Origin of the sequence: Pleurocapsa sp. PCC 7319 (assembly GCF_000332195.1) — a bacterium.
Taxonomy (GTDB): domain Bacteria; phylum Cyanobacteriota; class Cyanobacteriia; order Cyanobacteriales; family Xenococcaceae; genus Waterburya.
In genome coordinates this window covers 3,463,439-3,482,782 of the sequence record NZ_KB235922.1, presented here as the reverse complement: position 1 = coordinate 3,482,782, position 19,344 = coordinate 3,463,439, and the positions used below count along the sequence as shown (strand labels likewise).

The window sequence follows — 19,344 nt, the reverse complement described above, 5'->3', positions numbered from 1 at the left end:
TCATGAGGTAGAGAATTTATGGGTATTGAGCAGTTGCTAATACACATAATTAGATGAGTATGATTTCAGATATACAGTATATAGCAATTTTTGGGCAAAATATCGTCGGATCATTTATTAAAAGCTATCCTTAAGATAAATTAGCAACAATAAGCAACTCAGAAAATGAATTGTTAATGCCACTAATAATTATTAGTATCGAGGTGTCAAGACTAGATATCTCTGGTTAAATCCAGAGATTCTTCCGAATTTAGGGCTTTGACCCGATCGCTCAAGTCTAAAGCAGTTTGGAGTTGTCCTGGTTGGAAAGTACGACTCATTACTACATAAATCGAAGTGCGATCGCAACCAATATCTGCCTGCACCACATCCTGCCAAGACTTTGCCATTAGCCGATCGCTGACGCGCCAATGATTATCTTGCCAATGGAAGTGACGAGTAAACTTGAATGGTGCATCTTTTTTACCAGTAATCAGTATTGTTTGTAATATACGACGAATTAGATTGGGAAAAAATCTTCCTAAAGTCAACATTACCAAGCGTAAGATAATCAGGTTGAGAGAGTTCATTTGTTTTTGTTTTGCCCAACCCAAAGTTCCCGCGATCGCAATTTGCTCTGGTTCTAATTGAATTTGATAATCATCAACTAAATGTCCCACCGCATTTCTGAGTTTTTTGCCATCTTTGACCAATAGGGAAAATTGGGTATCTGAGGCAACTAACTTGTCATCACGGAATATTTTAAATACACCGCCCTTATTTAAAGCCAAATACAATTCTGTATTGTCGCGCCGTTCGATGAGGATGCCACCTTCCTTGAAGTGAAAGCGTCCCTGAAGACGAGGTTTTAGTGGCGGACGAGCAGGGATAAAATCTTGCCAAGCTAGGAGATAATTCCAAGTATGATGCCCAATGATGCGATCGTCGGCATAACAGGAACCTAAACCATTGGCTAGTCCCTCTAAAAAGCGATCGTTAATGTTGAGAGCTTCAGGTAGCCATTTGCCTACCAATTCAAAGCCATGGGGAAAAAAGTTATAAGTATTGCGGCTCGTATATTCTCCCCCATAAGAACCATCAGGATGCACAAATTGGGCAGCCAGACTTACCCCTGAAGCGATCGCTTGTTTGAGTCTGACTCTAGGATTGAGTTCATACACTCGTGCCAGACAAGAAATAGTTAAAGTATGGTATCCAGGATCGCAACCCTCATATTCAATAAACCAGCCTTCAGGATTTTGCCAGGATAGCACCTGTTCCAAACGCTCTTGCTTACTGATATCCCAGCGATCGGTTTGTAATAAGTTTGCCAGTAACTCTAAACATAAGACAATCAAAGCTTGATGATTAGTTAAACGTCCGCTTTCTTGATGTTCTGCCAGCCAATCTGCTCTTTTACGGAAAAAATCCAGGGCTTCAGGGTTATTTAAACCCATAAGACGATAACTTTCGATGCAAGCAAGTAAGGAAAAAGCTGCGGCTCCGGCAGCCCTTTCATAGGGAAAATAATCATCACAGGAACCATTAGGGTGACTGCTCCGAGCTGCATAGATTATGCCAGCTTCAACCCATGTTTTAATAATCGGTTGTTGATAAAAAATATTGTCAGTCAGGTTGCAGTGATATGCCAATGCTAAAGGATAAACAAACTCCTGAGACATTCCCGCCGGAAAATCAATTACCTTATATTGCCAAAAAGTACGATCAAAACAACCATAGGTGGGACTATGAGGATTTCGGTCTAAGAGAGTTAAAATTTTGGGAATCTGGGCTAAGGCTTCACGAGCGAATAAATCTCTGTTACTCATAGACAAATTAGTGATTGCATCGTCAATTTTAGATAACACATCCTATCGTTTCCCAGCTGGTTTCTAGAAAGTTAGTTGATTCAGCACATTCGGTAATATTGAGAATTTGATCGACAGTTATATTTTCCATGGTTTGAACTATACCACTAGACCATTCAATCTTAATTTCTTCGACTAAAGTATTTTCTCCTAGTCCAAAGTGTAAGCGAGAATCATTTTGCACTCGATTATGCATCCCCCCGGATTGTTGTCGTAGTTGCGTAATGCCGCCAGCAGTAACATATACTTGAGCACCAATACCATCTCGGTTGGAGACGACTCCTTCTAGATCAATTGTTAACCAATGATTATCATTGCCCTCATTTTCCAATAGTTGATAAGGTGCGCTTTCGCTGAGTATAGGAGGAAAACCACCATTGGTAACAAATAAATCGAGAAATCCGTCATTATTGTAATCGGTTGTAGCAACAGATTCTCCAATACCTAAGATGCTTTCCTGAGCTGCTCCTAAATCTGCCACAGCGATAAACGTTCCATTGCCTTGGTTTTCGTAGAGGACGTTTGGTTCATTGCCCGCAGCATTTGCAGTAACAACATAAATATCTACATCCATATCATTATCAAAATCTCCTGCCACCGTACTGACTCCTGCAGTTCTGACACTATTAATTCCTGAGCCGTTAGTCTGATCGATTAACTCCGAACCGTTATTAATCAATAATTGATCGGGAAAAGGTTCAAGATCATTATTAAAAGAGATCGCTTTAGTTTCTGTAATTTCACTTGAAGATTCAACAATAGCGGCAACTAAATCTTGATCGGGAGTTGATAAAGATATTTCCCATTCAGCCAAAACTGGATCGTAACCAATATAGAGACCTTCATCTTCTCCGGGGGTAAAAGGGGCAACTCCCTCCACTCGCGAATCTTCTGGATCGAGATTCAACTGTAATCTAGTAATAGTGCTATTTTCAGCTTCTAAAGCAGTATTCAGATCCTCTGGATTCAAACCACGTGCACCAATAAATATCTCTTCTGGATCAATCTCCTCAAAACTATAGCCAAATGTAAACAAGTCAATAGAAACCTCCCCCTCAGTTTGAAAGGTAATGCCTTTCTGGTCTGCTTGAGCCAGAAAATTGAGATTTAGAGAATTATTTTGAGGCTGGAAAAAAGCAGAATTGCCTAAACCTCTTCTGGTTAAATATAAATCTGGTAACAAATCCCCGTTAAAATCTTCCGAAATAAAATCTTGAGCTTTATAGTTTTTTTCTAATATTGAGTCAGTAATATCGTTGATTTCTGTAGAGTCATAAATTGATATTCCCTCAGAGGGGTCAATGAGAATTAATTCTGGCGTATTGTCATCAACTAAATCTGACAAAACACCAAACCGAGTTGGTGCCAGATCAAAACCTAAACTGGGACGAAGGTCTTCAAATTGATCATCCTGACGAAAGATTGTTGCCGGAACTTCCCCATCGGGTCGTTCTCCAGCACCTTGTAACAAGTCCAATAAACCATCATTGTCGTAATCGAACCACAGGGGGCTTCTGCCACGAGAACCAATGTAACCTAAACCCAGATCGATAGCCCTTTCTACAAAAGTTCCGTTTTGATTAATCCAAAACTTATTGGCAATATTCGGATCGCTAAGACTGCTATTACCCGAATCTCCACCTACTAATTGAAGTAAATCCAAGTCACCATCATTATCAAAATCAACCCAAGCTGCACCATGAAAATCTCCCTTGAGTAGCTGCTGGTCAAATACATTTAAGGTGATATCGATAAAACTGCCATCGCCTTGATTCTGATAAAGATTAGGTAAAAAACCATGATTACTTACCCAGAGATCGGGATAACCGTCATTATTAAAGTCTCCCCAAGCTGCACCATAAGAACTTCCCGTATAAGTGATTCCACTGCCTTCAGTAACATTATTAAACAAAACCTTTTCCTCTGTAGCTATGAACAATAATCTCAGTTCGGGATAAGGCAATTTAAGGGTGAGATCAGCTCTAAGCTTTAAGCTATCAGCTCTAAGCTTTTTGGACTTATATTCTCGCCTAACTTTTTATGATTTAAGGAAAATCATGGTTTTTAATCAACTACACCATAAGTCATTCAGCTTATCCCGAATTTAGGTTATAAATATTAATGGCTATCACATCCATTTATAGCTGCTTGGATTTAAATGAGATACCGTAATTACTCGGTTTTTGGTTATTTGCTAGTTAATCTAATGCGATTAATTCTTGGTGATGAAATTTTTTTCTGATTAATTTGTTCTGTCCAGATCTCAACTAAATTATCAACTACTTGTGCCCAACTATATTTTTGTATCGCTTGTTGAGCTTGAATACCCATTGATTCTCGTAAACTTTGATTACTAATCAATAAATTCAACTTAGCTAAAAAATCAGATTCGTTTTGCGGCTCATATAAAAAGCCTGTGGTCCCATCTTGAATCGTATCTATAACTCCTCCAGCTCGAGGGGCGATCGCTGGTAGACTTGCTGCTGCTGCCTCCATTACAGTTAATCCTTTGGTTTCTTTTTGGGAATTGGTAATCAAGATATCCCCGTTGATTAACAAAGCAGGAACAAACTCAGGAGGAATTCTACCTAAAAGATAGACATGAGAAGTTACTTTAGCTAATGTTTGCTGAATGCGATCGCTCATGTCGCCATCTCCAGCAATAATAATCGCGATTTTCTGTCTAATTTCTGTAGGTAGTTTACTGAGAGCAGCAAGACCAAAATTCCAACCTTTATCTGGGGTTAGTCTTCCTAAAAAGAGCAGCTTAATCTTAGATTGAAGATCGGGTAAATCGTACCGTTCAACTAAATAATTATTGTTCTTGAAAGCAGCTGTGTATTGAGTAAGATCAACTCCCAAAATATCTGCTAAGTATAAATTTTTAATCCCTAATTGTCTCAGGTTTGCTTGTGTAATTCTGCTAGCTACTAAGGTTAAATCATATTGATTATAAATCCAGCTAAAAACCCAGCCCAAAATAGTTTTCAGTAAAATATTGAAGCCAAAAGGCAGGTTGAAATAATCATCAAAATAATCCAAATAGTTAGTATGATAAAAAGCAACACAGGGAATTTCGCTTTTCTTCGCAAACTTGACTCCAGGCAGATGCAAAAATCTAGTTGTGAGTCTTTCTGCTTCATCAACATGAATAATCTCGGGCTGAAACTCGTTTAGCTTTTGCTCAACAATTTGATATGACTTGCTAGTAACATCTCGTTCAAAATCTAAACCAATTGATTCTGTACTGGGCAAATTGACTACCGTGATTCCTGGCAGAATTGTTCCGGTATATTCTTGCCAATTGGGATAAATATTTTTGAGTACACTATAGTCTGGACAAAATAAAATTACCTGATGCCCTAATTCACTAAGCCTTTGCAATCGATAATGGATAGCAACTGTTACACCATCAATCACGGGAAAAAAACTAGAACTAATAATGGCTATTTTCATACGCTTGGCGTGAATTAGCTTTGTTCATATTAATCTTTTAGCTATCAGCTATCAGCTTTTAGCTTTTAGCTATGAGTTTCTAGATGTCTGAATTTTGGATGATCAAAACTCCGAATTCACGAATGCAAGTATTTAATTCAGTAAAACCTCACTGATTTTTCCTGCTTCAACAGCTAAGATCTGGGAGTCTTTAATCCACTCATGATTGAAGGAATCAATGTGGGTAGTAGTAATCATGGTTTGAAAGCGATCGCCAATTACTTCTAAGAGTTGCTGTTGACGATTAGGATCTAGTTCTGCCAATACATCGTCTAATAGTAATAAAGGAGGTTCACCGACTACTTCTTCAATCAACTTCAATTCTGCTAATTTTAAGGCTAATACTAGGGTGCGTTGTTGTCCCTGAGAGCCATAATGCCGAGCGGGAGTTCGATTAATGGTAAATTCTATTTCATCACGATGCGTTCCCACAACTGTCTTGCCCTGATATTGTTCTGCAACCTGACGTTGTTCAATTTTAGTCAGAAAGGCTTGCTGTACTTTTACTGGATCATCTTCTGTCCATTCTACGTTAGGCAGATAATTAATCTCTAACTGTTCAGTTGCACCACTAATGCACTTATGCCAATATTGTGCGATCGGGGCAAGTCTATTAATGACTCTTGCGCGTCTGCGAGTAACCCTGGAACCAGCTGCGGCTAGTTGTTCATTCCATAACTTTAGTTGAGATTGATAATTACGAACGAAACGATCCGGTTCATCTGGTGTCTGTTGTTGAATAACACGGATTTTTTTGAGCAAAGCATTACGCTGACGTAGCACTTGGTTATACTGCTGCAAAATACTAGAGTATATAGGCTCTAGTTGGATTAACAAGCTATCAATCCAACTGCGTCTGGAATCTGGCGCACCTCTAACTAAATCTAAATCAAGGCTGGAAAACTGTACCGCATTAAGTATCCCCAAAAAATCCAATTGACGGCGTAGTGGCTCTCTATTTATGGCAACAGTCCGTCTTCCCTGTTTACGGAAAATAATACTTAGTTCGCTGGTTCCATAGGCACGTTCTAGAACTGCTTCAATTTGACCAGCGCTAGCAGTTTCTAAAACTAATTCGCGATCGCGAGTAGTACGATGACTTTTAAGACTAGCTAGTAGTTCTACAGCTTCTAACAAATTTGACTTACCTTGTGCATTGTTGCCCACTATGATCGTTTTTCTTGCAGTAAACTCTACCTGGTGATCAACATAGTTCCGAAATGAGCGCAAGTGTAGTTTTTTTAAATACATTTACCAATAAGGATGAAGAACACGCTGTCAAAGATAAGTGAGCAGTTATCAATGAGCAACAAAGAACTAGTTGATTATCATTTATCCTTTATCCTTTTCAGCAATTATTCTCCAACAGAGCTAGCAAACCCAGGATTTTGATCCATTTGAGCTAATTTTTCTTTGTCTTTACGACGTTTCTTAGCATAGAGCTGAATACTGGCAACCATTGATACTACCAAGGCTACTATTAACCAAGTAGTCAAATCTAAAGGTAAATTGTTTTTAAATACCGCCAACAAAACAATCAACACCAGTAATATTGTAGGTGCTTCATTTAAGGCTCTAAACTGTTGTCCTGTCCAGTTACATTCCCCTGCAGCCAATTTCTTCATGATGCGCTTGCAAAAATGATGATAGCCAAGAAGCAAAACGACAAAAGTCAACTTAATATGTAACCAAGTTGACTTTAAAATTGCTGGTTCGGTAGAAATTAAACCGATCGCCATGGCTACGGTAACAAGCATTCCTGGGGTAGTAATAATGCCATAGAGACGCTTTTCCATCAATTCGTACTGCTTTTTCAAAATGCTGCGGGCTGGTTCTGGCTCTTGCTCAGCTTCCGCGTGATAAACGAACAATCGCACCAGGTAAAATAACCCTGCAAACCAAACTACAACACCAATTAAGTGAAATGCTTTAAACCAGTAATAAGCCATAAAGTATAGATCTTGAGCAAAAATTTATTCCATATGTATGTGAGTGTATATTTTTCTTGCACCACAAGTTACATCTACGCAATAAAATTTTAAAGACTGAATTGATTTGAGCTAATACATACAGCTGACATAATAAGTGAGATAACGGGACTGGCCAGATTTGAACTGGCGACCTAGCGCTTCAGATTGGTGTGAGTTTCCCCACTCTCTGGACTATTCCTTCACCTTGGGTAAGCTACCTTTAGGCGGTGGCCGTTATGTTGTAGGCTATCTTGTTGCAAACAAGATTTACGATTCGGTGACTTTCCTGATTTTAGACCTACAACCAGTCTCTGCACCTTCTCTACCAGGAACTATAGAGCTTGGCTCAAGATTACCATGGCTACTATTAGTAACTTTAGGCTTCCTTGAATTTGACCACATTCACTGATGAGGTTTCCCCCATAGTGCCCGAACTTTCAGGAGGCGCTTGCTCTATCCTACTGAGCCACAGCCCCTCGTTTATCTCAACTTCATAATAAACCACACCTTAAACTAAGACCAAAAAACTTGGCTCGAATACTATATTTTTGTATATAAAACTTTACTAGATTAATAAATATTGCAACATCGATTAATACTCTTGTTATGTAAAGAAATAAAATTATTATCGATTCAGGAAATATCAAATTTTCAGGAGAAACTAACCTTGACTTATCTAACTTTGCTTGCAGCAGCATATGTACCTACAACTGTATCTTGGAGTCCCAAAGTAGCAATTGTGATGATTGTTTGTAATATTGCGGCGATCGCTTTTGGTAAATACACCATTAAGAACCAGAGTGCTGGACCTGGTTTACCTTCCCCCGAGTTTTTCGGTGGCATGGGGCTTCCTGCTTTGCTAGGTACTACTAGCCTAGGACATCTCATTGGAGCAGGGGTTATTCTGGGATTAGCTAACGCTGGCGCACTTTAATCAGATATAAATATTACTATATTAGGAGTTAGCAAAATTGCTAACTCCCAAATTTTTTTAGGAGGAAGTGATTCAATAATTTTATTCAGATAAGTTCTGGTTAGGTTCTGATAAATCTAAACGACTGTCATCTCTTGCTTCAAGTTTGGCTTTTAATCCTAGTTTTTCATCATCAGGCATTTCTACACCTGCTTGTTTGCCTAACTTATCGACATCATTCACCTCAGCAAAAGGTTCAGTTTGGGCAAATTTTTGGGGATCTGTATTCATAATTTATGTATTTGTTATTTCCTTGAAGTCGTAAGCAAATAATTTAATATTCACCTACGACAAAATATCTTAATAGATAATTAAAGTTAGGCTACTCTTCCTTCGGTAGGACCATTAATGGCTTTCCATCCAGCTAAACCCCCTTGAAGTTGGGATACATTTTCAAATCCCTCTTGACGCAAATTATTTGCTGCTGTTGCTGTTTCTTCATTACTATCACCGTAAATATAAATTTCACGGTTTTGAGCAAGATTACCGACTTCAGACACTAACATTGCACCTCTGATGCGCTCTTTTAAATAAGCTTCTCGGGATCGAGTATCAATAATTGTTAACGCCGGCTCACCCCAATCTAAGCGCTCTTTTAAGGCTTGTGCGCTAGATACTGGAGTTGCTTCGGGAGGAGTAGGAATTACCTCGGATAGTTTTTCTTTGGCTTCGGAGATTACTTCAGCTTCTGGTTTTTGCTCAGACACATTAGCCTCTGGTTGTTGCTCAGACATAAATTTGCTTAATTTTTTGAATTCAATATTACTTTTTATTAAGACATTTTTGTCAACATAAATACTCCATCAAAAGCAGTAAGTTCTTTTGAATTGTAATTTTGCAAAATATTACTTTTGGCTCATAGATTTCTGATTATTTTTTTTTAATATTTTTGATAATAAAACTTTTAAAAATACCCTACTTTGAATATGCGTAGCGAAGAACGCCGTCCAAAACCTGAAGATATTCCACCACAGAAACTAGATTATCCCGCATCTCAAAGGGATATGGTTCCCCAACCTGATAGCGATTTATCTAACTATAGTCCTGCTGATAAATTGACTGGTAAAGTTGCTTTCATTACTGGTGGGGATTCCGGTATTGGTCGTGCTATAGCGATCGCCTATGCTATGGAAGGCGCAGAAGTCGCTATTTTCTATCATGCAAATGATACCGATGCCGAAGACACGAAAAAGATGGTCAAGGAAATTGGTAATAAAGACTGTCTAGTTATCAAAGGTGATGTTCGTAATTATGAAGACTGCGAAAATGCCCTCAAGCAAGTAGTTGACCGCTTTGGTAAATTAAGCATTCTGGTTAACAATGCTGCATACCAGATGACCCAAAAAAAGTTTGAGGATATTTCTTTAGAACAATTCCGCCGCACAATGGAAACAAATGTTTTTGGCTATTTCTATATGGCTAAAGCAGCTTTACCTTATTTGACAGAGGGAGATGTAATTATCAACACTGGTAGCATTGTCGGCAAAATGGGGAAAGGAATGTTAGTAGACTATGCTACTTCTAAAGGTGCAGTTCATACCTTTACTAAGTCTTTGGCTCTAAATTTAGGCGATCGTGGTATTCGCGTTAATTCTATTGTCCCAGGTCCCGTTTGGACTCCCAACATTCCCGCAACTATGCCGATTGAAAAAGTTGATAACTACGACACTGATGGCATTATGAAGCGTGCCGCCCAACCTGAAGAACTGGCACCTGTCTATGTATTTATGGCTTCCTCTGACAGTAGCTTTGTTACCGGTGCGCTTTATGACGTGACCGGTGGGCAACTATCTGCTTAGAGTTAAACCCACTAAGAATTTAAAAATAAAAAAGCCAAACTTCTTGAGTTTAACTGCTCTTGGGGTTTGGTTTTGCTGTGCATGGCTTTCAATTTTATCAAAAAGCTTTAAGCTTTAGGCTGTAGGCTATAAGCTCAAGGGTTTAATACCCTATCGTCTTCTTGGTTCATTCGCTCTTTGTTGGGAACCAACAAGACCGCGATACACCGCTACACGTTGTTTTCAATCAGTTGGGGTCTAAAACCCCATTTGATTGAGCTTAGAGCTTAAAGCTTATGGCTTATAGCTGGGGCGAAGCCCATTTATGAGGATAATAGCTAGTAGCTCGCGCTTTCAGGGATTTCTCGTATTTACAATTTTTAATAGCTAGAGTTATTTTAAAGGATATTTAGTACTCAATTTATAGTTTTTATTTCATATCTACTTAATTCGATATATTTAATCCTTGCTTTTTGTATTATACAGTATTTCAATATTTTTTGAGCTTCATATTGTAGCTTCAAGAAAAGATATAAAGCATTCTAACTATTTTATTCAAACATTAAATTGATAATGTTAGGGATATTTGGTTTGAATGGTAATCGAAAACTAAAACAATCTAAGTATTATCTTAGAGCCAAAAGCTGAGGAAGGCATTTTGAGTTTATTCTCTCAAGGAAAAACGCAAAGTTCACTGGCAATCTATGCGTATATTATCATTGGTGGATTAAGTAGTCTGCTAATGTTTTTTTTAATTCAGAATAGTTTACCTTTAAACAAAGAGAAAGCTAGAGAATATCAACAAGCTATTCAATTAACAAGACAAGAAATATTAGAATTAGAGAAAATCTTATCAAAATCAAACTACACTTATTCTGAATCGTCTGATAATCTTCTCTTGCAAACAAAGGTTATTAAGAAAGCTAGTGAGCGACTCCAGGAAATACCTAAGTTTTTGGCTCTCAGGGAACAAAATGTATTTAGTAGCAAGTTAGAAACTCAAGAGATATTGCTTGCTTCCCAAGTAAAAACAATTGAGCAGCTTCTCAATACCAAACCAATTTTAAGAGAGTCTTGTTTACATATTACTCGATTACAAAACGAACTAACAATTAATCCAGAAATACTTGGTAATGATCTATCATCAAATAGCCAATTGATTTCTATGATTAATGATTTAATGAGTAACACTATATTATACTGTCATAGTATTGATGAAGACTTGAAATTTACTCTAGAAAGCAAAATTCAAAATATAAATCTGTTACTCAAACAAGAAAAGTTCAAACAATATAAGCTAATTGTTGAAGAATTCATTAATCATACTAATATTATTATTCGCCAAAAAAAAGATATTGATCATAATATAAAGCAGCTAGAATCAGAATCAATTGATCTCAATAATCAAGTGCAGGAGTTAGAGCAATTTTTTCTAAACCAATATCAAAATACTCAAGAGAAAAATACTCTTTATCAGCTATTAAGTTTCTTGTTTATTTTAGTTATCATAATCTTTATTGCTTATAAAATTATAAATAATTTAAGGCGTACAAATCACAATATAGTCAAAATTTTAGAAGGTTTTACTCAAGAACTAGAGACAAAAGTAGAGCAGCGAACTGCACAATTAGAAGAAAGTATCCAAAATACTGAAATAGCCTTAGCACAAGCTCAAAATGCCAACCAAGCCAAAAGTACATTTTTGGCTAATATGAGTCATGAACTACGTACACCTCTGAATGCTATTTTGGGATTTACTCAGCTAATGTGTCGTGATTCTTCTATAGGAGAGGAACATCAGGAAAATCTCAAGATTATTAATCGTAGCGGCGAGCATCTATTAAAGCTGATTAACGACATTCTCGAAATGTCGAAAATAGAAGTGGGTCAAATCAATCTCAATGAAAGCAAATTTAACCTACATACAATGCTTAACAGCTTAGAAGAGATGTTGAGGTTAAAAGCTAAAGCTAAGAATTTAGATTTGATTTTCAATATAGCTAATAATGTTCCCCAATCTATTCATACGGATGAAGGAAAATTACGCCAAATTATCATTAATTTGCTCGGTAATGCACTCAAATTTACAGAAAAAGGTTCTATAACTCTGACAGTAGTACTAGAAGAAAATGCTAAGTTGGTCGAAGATAAAATTGATTTTCTTTTTTCTGATACTTATTCTCTACATTTTACGATCGCGGATACTGGTCCTGGTATCGAACCAGAAGATCTAGAACGGCTATTTTCACCTTTTGAGCAAACCAAAATAGGTCGTATTTCTAATGAAGGTACAGGTTTGGGTTTATCTATCTGTCACAAATTTGTCGATCTCATGGGAGGTGAACTCAAGGTACAAAGTACAGTAGGTCAAGGAAGTATTTTCTCTTTTAATATTTTAGTTAGGTCGCAAGAGACTGAAATAACCGAGGTAAGTAGTAAAACTGAATTTGCCAATCAAAGAATTATGGGTTTAGCACCTGGTCAGCCCGAATATCGCATACTCGCTGTAGATGATGTACCGGCTAGTCGTTTGCTATTGAGAAAATTGTTATCGGGAATTGGTTTTTTGGTTCAAGAGGCAGGAAATGGTCAAGAAGCTGTCGATCTATGGTCTAGCTGGCATCCTGATTTAATTTTGATGGATATGAGAATGCCAATTATGGATGGCTATGAGGCCACCAAGCAGATCAAATCTCATCCTCAAGGTAAAAAAACGATAATTATCGCTCTTACAGCAAGTGCTTTTGAAGAAGAGAAAGTAGTAATTTTATCGGCTGGTTGCGATGACTTTATGCGGAAGCCATTTTATGAAATGGAACTATTACATAAGATCGGTCAGTATTTAGACATAGATTATCTTTATGAAGAATTAGTTGATTTTGCCCAAAATCGGCAATCACCACCCCCAGAATTAACCAGAGAAAGCTTAGCCGTCATGTCTCCCCAATGGCGATCGCAACTACATCAAGCTGCGGCCAAAGTAGATAACCAAGAAATATTGCAACTATTATCAGATATTCCTGAGGAATATGAATCTCTTGCCAAAGGAATTGAAGATTTAGTCGAGCATTTTCGTTGTGACAAAATTATTGACCTGACAGAATCAGTTAACTAATGAGCTTACCCTCTTTAGAGCAAACTAAAGCCAAAATTTTAGTTGTAGACGATCAGCCAGAAAATCTACATCTGCTCTCTGATGCCTTGAATTCTGAAGGATATGATGTCAAGGGGGTGGTTTCGGGGGAAATGGCATTAGTGGTAGCTACTTCAGCAATACCGGATCTGATCTTGCTGGATATAGTGATGCCGGGATTAAATGGTTATGAAGTTTGTGCGCGGTTACGGGCTAACGCCATCACCCAAAATATTCCGATTATTTTCTTAAGTGCTAATAATGATGCAGTTAATCGCATTAAAGCTTTAAATGCTGGTGGAGCAGACTATATCGATAAACCTTTTCAAATTGATGAAGTCTTATTGCGGATCAAAAATCAACTCAAACTGCAAGCAGCCCAAAGAGAAATTCTGCAATTTAATCATGAACTAGAACGGCGGATCCAAGAACGGACGGCTCAGTTAGAATCAGCGAATCAAGAACTACAACGAGAAATTATCGAACGCAGACAAGTCACCAGACTGCTGCAAGAAAGCGAAGAAAAATTAGAGAGTATTCTCAACTCTTTGGAAGAAGTAGTTTGGTCAGCTGATGTTGCCACGAGTAATTTACTGTTTCTCAATCCAGCAGCCCAAAAAGTTTATGGTCGTTCAGTTGCCGAGTTATTAAATAATCCTGACCTACGCTTAGAGTCGATTCATCCTGAAGATCGCGATCGCGTAGAACTGTCGTTAGCTAGTTCTTTAAACCACAGCAATGATCTCGAATATCGAATTGTTCAGCCTAGTGGCGAAATTCGCTGGGTATGGGAGCGTAGTCGCTTAATTTATGATGAGCAGGGAATAGTTAAACGCAGAGACGGTATCATCTGTGATATCACAGAACGTAAACAAATCGAGGAAGAATTAAGCTACGAAGCTAAACACGATTCTCTGACTAATTTACCTAATCGAGCTAAATTTTTAGAGCGAATTGAGCAAGCATTAACCAGAAGTTTTAAAGACCAACATTATTTATTTGCTGTCTTATTTATCGATTTAGACCGTTTTAAAATTGTTAATGATAGTTTAGGTCATCTAGTTGGAGACAAATTGTTAATTAAAGTCGCTCAAATTCTTACTAGTTGTTGCCGCAACAACGATTTTGTGGCTCGCTTAGGGGGCGACGAATTTACGATCCTCTTAAATGAAATTCAGACTGTTGAAGACGGTATCCAAATAGCTGACAGAATTCAAAAACAACTAGAGTCGCCATTTTATTTAGAGGGTCATACTGTTTTTACCAGTGCCAGTATTGGGATTGTAATCGGTAATCATCAATATCAAGACAGTTCCGCAATTTTGCGTGATGCCGATATTGCCATGTATAATGCCAAATCCCATGGAAAAGCCCGCCATGAAGTCTTTGACCAAGAGATGTACGATGAGACTAGAGAGCTACTGGAAATTGAAAACGATCTCCGAAAAGCAGTTTTACAAAATGAATTTGTTCTGCATTATCAGCCCATAGTTTCTTTGGAAACCAATACTTTATATGGTTTTGAGGCATTATTGCGCTGGAATCACCCCACTAAGGGTTTGATATATCCTGACAAATTTATTCATGTTGCTGAAGAAACAGGATTAATTATAGCGATTGGAGAATGGGTTTTAAAGGAGGCTTGTCATCAATTATCTGCTTGGCAAAGTCAATATTCAGGTGCAGTTGAGTTAAAAATCAGTGTTAATATCGCCAGTCAACAAATTAAAGACCGTAATTTTTTAGCCACTCTAGATAGAATCTTAACTAATACTGGACTATCGGCAAATGCGCTACATATAGAGATTACCGAAAGTACTCTGATGGACTATAATCCCGAGACAATTAGCCTATTTAATCAAATTCGAGACCGAGGAATCAAGTTTAATATCGATGATTTTGGCACTGGTTATTCATCTTTACAATATTTAAATCGCTTCCCAATTAGTATTCTTAAAATTGATCGCTCATTTATACAGGGGATGTTAGATGAAAAGGAAAATTTTGAGATCGTCAAGACAATCATTACCCTGGCGAGAATATTGAAAATAGATGTCATCGCCGAAGGAGTGGAAAACTTAAAACAGTTCAGGGTTTTACAAACTTTTAACTGTAAATTAGGTCAAGGATATCTGTTCTCGAAACCAATGGATCATCAATCTGCTGCCCTACTGATCGATTAATCCTCATCTAGTTAACATTTATCCTCGGTAATCGATGTTTAAAACCACAAAGAATTTCCCAGGAAATAGTATCGAGTATATTTGCCCAATCATCAGCAGTAATCTGGAGACCATAGTGTTGACCAATTAAAGTAACTACTTCTCCTGGTTGTATATGGGGAATACAATCTACATTAAGCATTAGCTGATCCATAGTAATAGAGCCTATTTGAGAAACTAATTGCCCAGATACAATGGCCTGGAGACGATTGGATAAGTTGCGAGGAATACCATCGGCATAGCCAATACCAACAACAGCTACTTTGGTGTCTTTGGCTGTGATAAATTTACGACCATAACTAACGCCCTCTCCTGCGGGAATAGTTTTGACTTGAGTGATTTTGGCTTTGACTCGTAATACTGGTTGCAGGTCGATTACCTGATGAAGATGAGGTGCCGGATACAGACCATAAAGAGCTAGTCCAATCCTCACCAAATCATAATGGCAAGTGCGATCACTTAGGGCAGCAGCAGAATTAGCTAAATGTAATAGAGGCGGAACAAAACCCGCCTGTTTCAATTGGTCAATAGCATCACGAAAACGTCGGTGCTGCAGATTCATGGTAGTGCGATCGCTCTCATCAGCCGTAGAAAAATGGGAATAGATACTGGCTATCTTTAGATGAGGCAATTTTTGTACAAGCTGGACAAAAGAAACGGCTTCTTGCCAATTTGTACCTAAACGGGACATTCCTGTATCTAACTTGAGATGTACAGGTAAGGAATTCCCCACTCTCGCCATGGTTGACTCAAAAACTAATGCTTGTTCCTGATTGCAGATAGTAGGTTCTAATTGCCAAGCAGCGATCTCCTTAATGTCCTCAGGTGAATTGATCGCCCCCAAAATCAATATTGGTTCAGTAATTCCTGCTTGGCGTAATTCTACACCCTCTGCCAAAGTAGCGATCGCCAAACAATCAGCACCATTGGCGACGGCAGTCTGGGCGATCGTAATTGCACCGTGACCGTAAGCATCGGCTTTAACTACTGCCATCAGCTTAGTTTGATGTCCCAGAAAGCTTTTCAAAGCTCGCACATTATGAGCTAAAGCCTTTAAATCTATTTCTACCCAGGCCCGCTGGCGATTTGCCAACAGAGATAGATAATTATTTTGTTTGGGGGACGAATGAGTTTTGATTTTTTGCTGCCAGCCACCCATATAAAGTTAAGTCTTACTTTTAACGTTGTTGGTATTATTCACAAATATTAGACGAGAAATAGATAAGGTCAAGTTAGTGTAAAAATTTATAGTTTGATATTGGCTAGATAAAAGTTACGAATACTAACACCTACTTCTGCCTTAGCAAAAAAGTATTCTTGCAGCCATAAACCCTTAAGTTATAATTACCGAACTACAGTAATTAGTTCGCCTGTGTTACCATCTCTGATAAATAATATAAATAAATAATATAGACTTTATATTATGGGTAAGGTTTTGGTATTAAATGCTTCCTATGAACCCTTGAATATTACCAGTTGGCGTCGAGCAGTGGTATTACTTTTAAAGGGTAAAGCGGAGCAACTTGAACATAGGGGTAAAGTGATCTATGCCGATTTCCCCCTACCAACGGTAATTCGCTTACGTTACTATGTCCGTGTACCTTACAAAGAAATCCCCTTAACTCGCCGCAATGTTTTAGAAAGGGATAGTCATAACTGTCAGTATTGTCAAGCCAAGGGAGATCAGCTAACCATCGATCATGTTATACCAAGATCCCGTGGTGGTGGAGATACTTGGGAGAACCTTGTGGCTGCCTGTGTTAGATGTAATGTCAAAAAAGGGAATAGAACTCCTAAAGAAGCAGAAATGATGCTATTGACCAAGCCTCGTCGTCCCTATAGTAGTCTTCATTTTGAGTTAGTAAAATATACACAAGGAAACTCTAATCAAGAGTGGAAAAAGTATGTTATTGGAATTTAATTATTTAATGAAGATATACATTTTTGCAGTTAATGATAAACTCGTAGCTCTAGATAAATAAATATTTAAATCATATACTTACTCTATTACTCGGTAATTGTTCAATTACCATTAAAATTAATATGTCGTCTTCAAACCTTAACACTTCTCTAGAAAGCCGTTTAGCCAATAAAAAGAAAGTATCCAGCAAAAAGCCACTGGAAGCGGTTGATGGCTCTAAACTCAATTTGGAGACTAAGAAAAGTAGTAATTTGGCAAAAATTCTGCACCAACTGGGTGAAAATCTTGAAAAACATCATGGAGAGCGACAAGTAATCGTAATTCAGGATTTCCCGGATCCAGATGCTCTTTCCAGTGCCTGGGCTTATAAATTGATTGCGGCAAACTACGATATCAGTTGCGATATCCTTTATGGGGGAACTTTATCTCACCAAGAAAATATTGCTTTAGTTAGACTTACAGGATTACCCGCTACAAGAGTTTTAAATAGTGCGATTGGCGAACAAGATTTATCTGCTTATCAAGGTTGTGTTTTGATTGATAGTCAGGGGACAAATAGTCAAATGTATCCCATTGTCGAACAAGCTAATATTCCTTTGATTGTGGTAATCGATCACCACAGCAAACAAAAAGATTTAGAGGCTGAATTCATCGATCTTCGTCCTCAAACTAGGGCAACTGCGACAATTTTGACTCAGTATATTCAGTCAGGAATGCTGGAGCTCGATCACAGTAATGAAGAACACGTTAAATGTGCTACTGCTTTGATGCATGGTCTCCGTTCTGATACCAACTGCTTAATGCAAGCTAAAGAAGAAGATTTTAGTGCTGCGGCTTACTTGAGTCGCTTTTACGATTCTCAGTTACTAAATGCTATATTGCAGTCAGCGCGATCGCGTCGAGTTATGGACGTAATAGAGCGTGCTTTGCGCAACCGAATTATCACAAAGAACTTTTCGATTTCAGGAGTAGGTTATCTACTTTATGATGACCGCGATGCAATTCCCCAAGCAGCAGATTTTTTAGTCACAGAAGAAGATATTCATACCGCAGTAGTTTTTGGCATCGTTCACAATGAGGATGACGACCAGGAACTAGTAATCGGCTCGTTGAGAACTACTAAGCTGACATTAGACCCCGATGAGTTTATTAAAGAAACTTTAGGTAAAGATAATCAGGGAAGATATTTTGGCGGAGGTCGCTATATGGCTGGGGGATTTGAAATTCCTCTCGGTTTCCTAGGAAGCTTCAATGATAATTCAGATTACACTAAGCTCAAGTGGGAAGTATTTGATACTCAGATTAAGCAAAAGTTAATGCGTTTAGTTGAACCAAAAGGTAACGTTATTGCTTCTGATTAATGATTTGTTTGATTGGAGATAAATGCAAGTTTATTTAGTTCGTCACGGAATAGCTGCTCCCAGAGAAGATTACCATGATGACAAAAAGCGACCCTTAACTAATCAAGGTCGTCAAAAAACGACTAAGGTAGCAGAGCGATTGTTGTCTGTGGGAGTAAAATTTGACCTGATTTTAAGTAGCCCCTTGATAAGAGCATCTCAAACTGCAGAAATTCTCCAACAAGCAGGTTTATCTAAAACTGTTGATGCCTTTGACCCTCTAAAACCCGAAGGCGATATTGAACAGTGGTTAACTTGGCTACAGTCATGGCAACTTCAAAACGCCAATGGTACTTTAGCTTTAGTGGGGCATCAGCCAAATTTAGGTAACTGGGCAGAAACTTTAATTTGGGGAACTGTTAAACAACAAATAGTAGTCAAAAAATCGGGAATAATCGGCTTACAGCTTCCTAGTATTGGTACACCAATCTCTAGAAGTACCTTATTTCTGCTACTCTCCCCTAAATGGATAATTTAATGTCCAAATTTAACCTAAACCTATTTGATATTTTGATATATTTTGTGGAGCAAGTATAATAACAGAAAAAAAGCGATCGCTCCTTGGTCTAACGAGCAATCGCTATCGAAATAAGCCTCACTTGCAG

General features: G+C 38.0%; 16 protein-coding genes. 8 read left to right on the top strand and 8 right to left on the bottom strand.

Annotation, left to right across the window (positions count from 1 at the left end; genetic code table 11):
* Window positions 1-212 precede the first annotated feature (212 nt).
* The 5 genes from PLEUR7319_RS0119745 to hemJ form a co-directional block, all read right to left on the bottom strand.
* Window positions 213-1,808, bottom strand: a complete 1,596-nt coding sequence (locus PLEUR7319_RS0119745) for a hypothetical protein (protein ID WP_036800437.1) — start codon at window positions 1,806-1,808, stop codon at window positions 213-215.
* Between the two features lie 28 nt (window positions 1,809-1,836).
* Window positions 1,837-3,759, bottom strand: coding sequence for a CRTAC1 family protein (locus PLEUR7319_RS0119740; protein WP_158441858.1), 1,923 nt, complete (start codon window positions 3,757-3,759; stop codon window positions 1,837-1,839).
* A gap of 275 nt (window positions 3,760-4,034) precedes the next feature.
* A complete protein-coding gene (locus PLEUR7319_RS0119735) occupies window positions 4,035-5,303 on the bottom strand; it encodes a glycosyltransferase (protein WP_019506955.1) in 1,269 nt (422 codons plus the stop codon).
* 132 nt (window positions 5,304-5,435) lie between these two features.
* Window positions 5,436-6,593 carry a DNA replication/repair protein RecF gene (gene recF / locus PLEUR7319_RS0119730; protein ID WP_019506954.1) on the bottom strand — a complete coding sequence of 386 codons (1,158 nt, stop codon included), beginning with the start codon at window positions 6,591-6,593 and terminating at the stop codon, window positions 5,436-5,438.
* A gap of 104 nt (window positions 6,594-6,697) precedes the next feature.
* A complete protein-coding gene (gene hemJ, locus PLEUR7319_RS0119725) occupies window positions 6,698-7,291 on the bottom strand; it encodes a protoporphyrinogen oxidase HemJ (protein WP_019506953.1) in 594 nt (197 codons plus the stop codon).
* Between the two features lie 160 nt (window positions 7,292-7,451).
* On the opposite strand from hemJ, the gene PLEUR7319_RS40825 reads away from it, so the two are divergent.
* Window positions 7,452-7,721, top strand: coding sequence for a hypothetical protein (locus PLEUR7319_RS40825; RefSeq protein ID WP_026102656.1), 270 nt, complete (start codon window positions 7,452-7,454; stop codon window positions 7,719-7,721).
* Between the two features lie 258 nt (window positions 7,722-7,979).
* A complete protein-coding gene (gene psaK, locus PLEUR7319_RS0119715) occupies window positions 7,980-8,246 on the top strand; it encodes a photosystem I reaction center subunit PsaK (protein WP_026102655.1) in 267 nt (88 codons plus the stop codon).
* An 81-nt stretch (window positions 8,247-8,327) separates the two neighbouring features.
* On the opposite strand, the gene PLEUR7319_RS0119710 is transcribed toward psaK, so the two are convergent.
* Both PLEUR7319_RS0119710 and PLEUR7319_RS0119705 read right to left on the bottom strand, forming a co-directional pair.
* On the bottom strand, window positions 8,328-8,516 hold the full coding sequence (locus PLEUR7319_RS0119710) for a DUF6335 family protein (protein ID WP_019506951.1): 189 nt from the start codon (window positions 8,514-8,516) through the stop codon (window positions 8,328-8,330).
* Between the two features lie 86 nt (window positions 8,517-8,602).
* Window positions 8,603-9,019, bottom strand: a complete 417-nt coding sequence (locus PLEUR7319_RS0119705) for a rhodanese-like domain-containing protein (protein WP_019506950.1) — start codon at window positions 9,017-9,019, stop codon at window positions 8,603-8,605.
* Window positions 9,020-9,211: 192 nt separating this feature from the next.
* Here PLEUR7319_RS0119705 and PLEUR7319_RS0119700 point away from each other — a divergent pair, with 192 nt between their 5' ends.
* From PLEUR7319_RS0119700 to PLEUR7319_RS0119690, 3 genes are all read left to right on the top strand, one after another.
* Window positions 9,212-10,084, top strand: coding sequence for an SDR family oxidoreductase (locus tag PLEUR7319_RS0119700; RefSeq protein ID WP_019506949.1), 873 nt, complete (start codon window positions 9,212-9,214; stop codon window positions 10,082-10,084).
* Window positions 10,085-10,721: 637 nt separating this feature from the next.
* Window positions 10,722-13,178 carry an ATP-binding protein gene (locus tag PLEUR7319_RS36120; RefSeq protein ID WP_144054346.1) on the top strand — a complete coding sequence of 819 codons (2,457 nt, stop codon included), beginning with the start codon at window positions 10,722-10,724 and terminating at the stop codon, window positions 13,176-13,178.
* Window positions 13,178-15,379, top strand: coding sequence for an EAL domain-containing protein (locus PLEUR7319_RS0119690; protein WP_019506947.1), 2,202 nt, complete (start codon window positions 13,178-13,180; stop codon window positions 15,377-15,379). Before PLEUR7319_RS36120 ends, PLEUR7319_RS0119690 begins: the two co-directional genes overlap by 1 nt.
* A gap of 7 nt (window positions 15,380-15,386) precedes the next feature.
* On the opposite strand, the gene alr is transcribed toward PLEUR7319_RS0119690, so the two are convergent.
* Window positions 15,387-16,577: an alanine racemase gene (gene alr, locus PLEUR7319_RS0119685; RefSeq protein ID WP_019506946.1), complete on the bottom strand. Its 1,191-nt coding sequence runs from the start codon at window positions 16,575-16,577 to the stop codon at window positions 15,387-15,389.
* A gap of 264 nt (window positions 16,578-16,841) precedes the next feature.
* Between alr and PLEUR7319_RS0119680 the strand changes: the two genes are divergently transcribed.
* The 3 genes from PLEUR7319_RS0119680 (at window position 16,842) to sixA (ending at window position 19,217) form a co-directional block, all read left to right on the top strand.
* Window positions 16,842-17,339 carry an HNH endonuclease gene (locus PLEUR7319_RS0119680; protein WP_019506945.1) on the top strand — a complete coding sequence of 166 codons (498 nt, stop codon included), beginning with the start codon at window positions 16,842-16,844 and terminating at the stop codon, window positions 17,337-17,339.
* 122 nt (window positions 17,340-17,461) lie between these two features.
* Window positions 17,462-18,700: a bifunctional oligoribonuclease/PAP phosphatase NrnA gene (locus PLEUR7319_RS0119675; RefSeq protein WP_019506944.1), complete on the top strand. Its 1,239-nt coding sequence runs from the start codon at window positions 17,462-17,464 to the stop codon at window positions 18,698-18,700.
* A 22-nt stretch (window positions 18,701-18,722) separates the two neighbouring features.
* Entirely contained in the window at window positions 18,723-19,217 is a 495-nt protein-coding gene (gene sixA / locus PLEUR7319_RS0119670) for a phosphohistidine phosphatase SixA (protein WP_019506943.1), read from the top strand.
* Window positions 19,218-19,344: the final 127 nt, after the last annotated feature.